The sequence below is a fragment of the Psychrobacter sp. JB385 genome (assembly GCF_900163785.1).
Lineage (GTDB): Bacteria > Pseudomonadota > Gammaproteobacteria > Pseudomonadales > Moraxellaceae > Psychrobacter.
In genome coordinates, this window is record NZ_FUKN01000007.1 from 1 (window position 1) to 5,699 (window position 5,699).

Annotated in this window: 6 protein-coding genes; 3 read left to right on the forward strand and 3 right to left on the reverse strand. The window is 38.9% G+C overall.

All coding sequences use genetic code 11. The features are described from left to right. Both repM and CZ794_RS03695 read left to right on the forward strand, forming a co-directional pair. Nucleotides 1-1,073 (forward strand): replication initiation protein RepM (repM, locus tag CZ794_RS03690; RefSeq protein WP_306298347.1); only part of this gene is annotated, 1,073 nt, incomplete at its 5' end. 284 nt (nucleotides 1,074-1,357) lie between these two features. Then, nucleotides 1,358-2,299, forward strand: a complete 942-nt coding sequence (locus tag CZ794_RS03695; RefSeq protein WP_087040286.1) for a lantibiotic ABC transporter permease — start codon at nucleotides 1,358-1,360, stop codon at nucleotides 2,297-2,299. A gap of 132 nt (nucleotides 2,300-2,431) precedes the next feature. Here CZ794_RS03695 and CZ794_RS03700 read toward each other — a convergent pair whose 3' ends face one another. The 3 genes from CZ794_RS03700 to CZ794_RS03710 all read right to left on the reverse strand — a co-directional run bounded on the left by CZ794_RS03700 (nucleotide 2,432) and on the right by CZ794_RS03710 (nucleotide 4,003). Beyond that, nucleotides 2,432-3,064 (reverse strand): recombinase family protein, encoded by a 633-nt coding sequence (locus tag CZ794_RS03700; RefSeq protein WP_087040287.1) that lies wholly within the window; start codon nucleotides 3,062-3,064, stop codon nucleotides 2,432-2,434. Between the two features lie 348 nt (nucleotides 3,065-3,412). Next, the gene (locus CZ794_RS03705) at nucleotides 3,413-3,637 is read right to left on the reverse strand and encodes a type II toxin-antitoxin system RelB/DinJ family antitoxin (RefSeq protein ID WP_087040288.1); all 225 of its coding nucleotides are present in this window, start codon (nucleotides 3,635-3,637) and stop codon (nucleotides 3,413-3,415) included. Between the two features lie 90 nt (nucleotides 3,638-3,727). Beyond that, nucleotides 3,728-4,003, reverse strand: coding sequence for a hypothetical protein (locus CZ794_RS03710; protein ID WP_087040289.1), 276 nt, complete (start codon nucleotides 4,001-4,003; stop codon nucleotides 3,728-3,730). 458 nt (nucleotides 4,004-4,461) lie between these two features. Here CZ794_RS03710 and mobV point away from each other — a divergent pair, with 458 nt between their 5' ends. Then, a complete protein-coding gene (gene mobV / locus CZ794_RS03715) occupies nucleotides 4,462-5,364 on the forward strand; it encodes a MobV family relaxase (protein WP_087040290.1) in 903 nt (300 codons plus the stop codon). Nucleotides 5,365-5,699: the final 335 nt, after the last annotated feature.

The window sequence follows — 5,699 nt, forward strand, 5'->3', positions numbered from 1 at the left end:
GTTTACTTACCCATTCGAATACGTTTACTTACCCATTCGAATACGTTTACTTACCATTTGAATACTTGAATAAAAAAGTATTCAAAGATACAATTAAATATAAGTATTCAATTATGAAGGTTATTATGTCTAAATCTAATTTAGTGGTGAAAACCAACTATCTAAACACCGTACTACAAAATCTAAAACTATCAGAAATACGCATTGTGCAGTTAGCCGTTGTAGACGCTAGAGAAACTGGTACAGGGTTGAGTGCAGAGATACCACTTCGTATTGATGCTAAAAGATATGCTGAAGTTTTTAATACCACTCGCCAAAACGGTTATCTAATGATGAAGGACGCTGAAGATACGCTATTTAACAGACGCTTTAGCTATGTTGATGATGAAGGTAAGTTAGTTAAATCTCGTTGGTTATCCCAAGTTAGATATTTAGATGACGAAGGAGCGATTGAAGTTGTATTTACTCCAGCTGTAGTACAAGGAATTACTCGGATTGATGGGGCTGAAGAGTTTTTTACTAAATATTTACTAGAACAAACAGCTGAAATGGATAGTAATTATTCAGTAAGGCTCTATGAGCTGCTGGTTCAATGGAAGCAAGCCAAAAAAACACCTGTTTTTGAATTGGAGAAATTTAGAGGTCAGCTTGGAGTTGAAGATGATGAATATCAAACTATGAGCAACTTCAAAAAAAGGGTCTTAAACCTTGCTGTTGAAGAGATAAACGAAAAATCAGATCTCAATGTTAGTTACACTCAAAAGAAAAAAGGTCGCAAAATTGCAGGATTTAGTTTTACTGTTTATGAAAAGCCAAAAGCTAAGACGGATGTAGTTAATAAGGAGCGCGACGTTAGTACAGGAGATATGTTTACGGTCGATGGATTGAATGATAAGCAGCTAGGGCGAATTGCTCGTAACCCTGCTTTTATGGCGGAATACAATCATTTAGTAAGCCCAACTAGCCCAGCTGGGCAGTCACAGCAAGAATGGGAGTTTGAAATGGTTAACCGCCTTAAAAAAGACCCTACACAGTTTAATAAACGTCCCATCAGAGAGTATCTTGAATACTAGGTCTTATGAGTGTGTTAGATGGGTTCGGTTCCCTAGTGAGGACTTGAATATTAAGCTGTCGGCTAATGGTATCAACGTTTTAACTCGCTAAAACAGTCACAGTGTACTTCGTGGTGTACTTACCATACATATTCTATCTGTGATCGATGCGCTATACAGTCATCAATGTGGTAGGTATATGAGACACCTCGGAATTTTAATACTCTCTAAGATTGTTGGATATCAAACAATCCCAGCGTGGTTCAGCATATGTATCAAAAAAACATTTTTTATTAGGAAAGGCCATGCTTCTTAGTTTTATTGCGCGCCATAGCACATTAATTATGCCAGTTTGTGCAATTATGGGCTTTGTTTTTCCAAACTTATCCAATGCAGTATTGGTATATTTACCCCAAATATTGTTCTTCTTGATGTTTTTTACTTTACTAGGCATTGACCAATATGCACTTTTAAAGCGTATAGCGACAAGCTATGTATGGGTTTTTGCCTTGTTACAAAGCGGGGGCATGAGTCTAGCTTTAATAGTAATTGCTTATGCACTCGTTGTACGTGGCGATTGGCTATTGGCGATTGCAGGTCTTGGTGCCACTGCCCCATTATTCGGTAGTGGTGCGTTGGTCAATGCGGTGGGATTTGATGCACAACTGGCGACGGCAAAAACTATCGCTGCTACGCTCGTTATGCCCTGTACATTATTAGGCGTATTATGGCTATTAGGCGATGAAAGTTCGAATTTAGACGTTGGTCTTTATGTCAAACGCTTGTTAGTTTATATTTTCATGCCAATGGTGCTAGCTGTGGGAGTGCGTCGGTTTGTTCCACCTGCTATTTTGTCACGTTATTATCCCAAAATTGGGCAGTTTAATATTTTACTGCTGATGTTGTTTCCACTGGGACTGATGGCAGGATTTCGTACTACGTTTGACCATAATCCCTGGCAAGCGTTGTTATTACTAGTGCTAAGTTCGGTATTGGCATTGGTGTTTTATTTTACCGCTTATATAATATATCGGCGTTTTGGCTATGAGAATGCTATTGTCGCGGCGCTGGTATGTGGCGGACGCAATGTATTACTTTCTTACACCATAACTGTACCCTTTATGGGTGCGGTGTTTCTACCGTTACTGGGTGCTTTTCAATTACCAATGTTTTGCTTACCCTTACTGGGCAAATATATGGCAAAACGCCATACAACTAGGCCTATGGATTTAAAATCAAGTTTTTGAACAGCCAGACTGTTAATAGATGATTTATCGTTTAAAGGATTTATTTTTTGAGTATATCCCAGCGGAACCATCTAAAAAGGCTCATTAATCAATTAATAGACTACTCATAGTAGACTGCTGTAGTGGAACCACTCAATGAGCAGTGATCAGTTTCGATATTTCCTTGGCCACATCAGCGATCAGATGCCGTGAGCAATTGGCCATTTTTTGAATATCAGAATAGCTATGACCTGATTTGAGTAGACTAGCGATGATCTTGCGCTTTTCGGTATCTTTCTTACGTCCTGAATACTTACCTTCTAACTTAGCACGAGCAATACCTTGCATTTGACGGTTACGGCGATCCTCATAGTCTTTTCGAGCAATGGCGGCGAGCATATCCAGCATCATTGAGTTGATAGCCTGCAATATACTGCTCATAAATTCAGTGCTGCTTTCAGATTGAAGGGCCATATAGGAGGTCGGCAGCTCTTTTGATACGATAGATAGCTTTTTTTCTGATAGCATTCTTTTGAGAGTATCCCAATCAGCTTGGTTCAAACGCGCTAAGCGATCAATTTGCTCAACTAAGATAACATCGCCCTTATGAGCGTCTTCAATCAACTGCATAAGCTTGGGTCGCACCAAGATAGCTCCTGATTCGTTTTCGACATAGAAGGCGGCAATTTTGTGGCCATGATCGTTGGCAAATGCTATGAGTTCGCTTTTGGCACGCTTAGCGTCTTGTTCTTTGGTAGACGCTCGTAGATACGCTCTAATAAACATAAACACCTAAAATAGTCTGTTATAAGTGGTTCCATTATAGCAGTCTGTTTTAAGTAGTCTGTTAATAGGTTTGAAGGGTGAAATAACTGGTTCCCTTGGGGTATACCCTAGTGGAACCAGTCTATTACACCTCTAAACGATTAAAAGACTACCCTATTTAGACTTTTATTAAGGAACCACTCTAAACCGACTTTTCTCTAATCATTTGGCATATCAGTGTACACGTGTTACATAATTCGAGACTCTTACAGTAAGAAAGGAGTAAGGTGTATATGTACTAAAACAAACATTAGGGGTTTGATCATGGATGATAAAAGATTCTTTCTACGAGCAATTGGGGTTTGTGGTTTAATCTTTATTTTGGCTACGATGGTTGCCGCTAGATTTTTTTAGTGTATTAGTGCTAAGTATTGCCTGGTAATCAAAAGACAGCGGTACGCTATTGGTTTCTGCCACTTGATTCAAAAATAACTTAATCGCCTGAGAAGGTGTTAAACCATAGCCCTCAAGCACCGAAAACGCCTTTTCTTTTAATTCTTGATCAAGACGAATATTATAATTAGTCGTACTCATAGTATTACTTATCGCTTATATATGTACTCCTAATATAAGCGATAAGTACAGCCACATAAATCGATTTGTCATTCTGTGCTCCTTACTAATCTAGACAACGACAGCCTGCTCGTTCAACCCAGTAAGAAAGTCATAAACCATCTCTTCAATGCTTTTTTGCATAATATACAGCTCAGAAGTCGAATAATCTCCTAGCTCATTCCTTTCATCCATGACTTCAAACAGCTTTGTCCTAACGGCTTTCTCATGCGTCTTATCGTCAATCAAAAGCAAATTAAGCTTTACGATAGCTCTATCGTAGGCTTCTTGGGTAGCTTCAAGCTGAAGGCTTTTACTGCTAGCTACTGATACACCGATCATGCTCATAAATCACTCCGTTACTAGAATTATCTGTAGCGACAGATAATTTTTTTAGGTGAATAAGTTGTTTGTACCAGCCTAAGATTATGCCAGTGAAAAACGAGAAGTAACGCTCTTATAAGCCCTTTTTTGTAGCAGATTTTACGACAGATAAAAGACCCGTCATTTTTTACCTAATTTAATGACTACACCTTACGCACCCTAAAGGGACTGCCAAATAGCTGATATTGTTAGGTTTATTGAAATTCAGGTGTATACAAAGTGCAAACAAAATCGCTCTTAGGTATTGATTTAAAAAGAAAAAATGCGTTTACAATCTGTAAACAGCCAAGTTGAAAAACAGTGAAAAACAGCCCTTTTTTACTGCCTTTTGCCGTAAAAATTACGCTTTCGTAACGGGTGAAATTATGGTGTAGTAAGTACACTTTAGTGAAATAACACCTAATTATCAGGAAAAAGTGGCAATGAACTATGCAATTTTGAGGACGGCGAAATTGAAGACGATGGGCAACATTGGTGGCAGTCTTGCACACAGCTACCGAACGATAGAAACGCCCAATACTGACCCCAACCTCACCCCTAAAAATTATCATAGCGTTGCTACCCCTGAAGCCGTCAAACAGGCAATAAAAGACCGGCTCCCTGAAAAAAGACGCTCTGATGCGGTGCTATGTATCGAGTATTTAATAACCGCCAGTCCTGAATGGGAAGGCTGGGGAAAAAGCCAAGAAGGAGAATTTTTTAAACGATCTGCTCAGTGGCTCATGGATAAGCATGGGGAAGAAAACATTGCGAGTATGAGTATTCATCGGGACATAAGCACACCGCACCTAGTCGCTTATGTAGTTCCTATTGACCAAAGAGGTAAGCTCAACTGTAAGGATTTTCTAGGTGGAAGGGCTAAATTAAACAAGATGCAAACCGATTTTGCCAATACGGTCGCTGATTTAGGGTTAACGAGGGGTAAAGAAGGCTCTAAAGCCAAGCATACCAGCATCAAGGAGTATTACCATGACATCAATCACGCGAGAGATTTTAGTATCGAAACCGTATCACCTAAGCCTGAAATGTTTGAAAGCAAGGCTCGGTATAGGGAAAAGGTCACAGCAGCCGTTATTGAGCAAATAGAACCGACTGTGAAGGCTGCTAACAGCATCCTAATGGACTATGAGAAAGCTAGATTGGATAAAAGCGTTGCGGAAGCGAGCTATGACACCCTTAAAAAACGTGTTGAGCCTTACTTACTGGCGACTGAAGGGTTAAATCAAGAGGAAATTGCTAGAGTAAATGAGGCAATGCAGCTAGAAAGCCGTAGAATCGCTGTAGAGAGGGTTAAATATGAAAAAGCTAGGTATCTATCAAAATAGATATTTAATGCTATTAAATCTAATCCTATAGACAGATAGAGCGGTTTCTATAGCTTATTACTAAGGTAAAAAATAAATTGATGAACAAACTAGAAAGAAAGAGTTGATCAATCATCTGATCCAAGAAGGCATAAAAAATCCAAATATTTTGTGGTAACTAATGCTTTTTTCTTTTGTCTTTTTCATTAGTAAAAAATAAAAAAAATGCTTTTAATGCTTTTAAATGCTTTTAAATGCTTTTAAGCCCTCTGTATCCCTTGCTACTAAAGGTCTGAAACCTCCATTCGAATACGTTTACTTACCCATTCGAATACGTTTACTTACCCATTCGAATA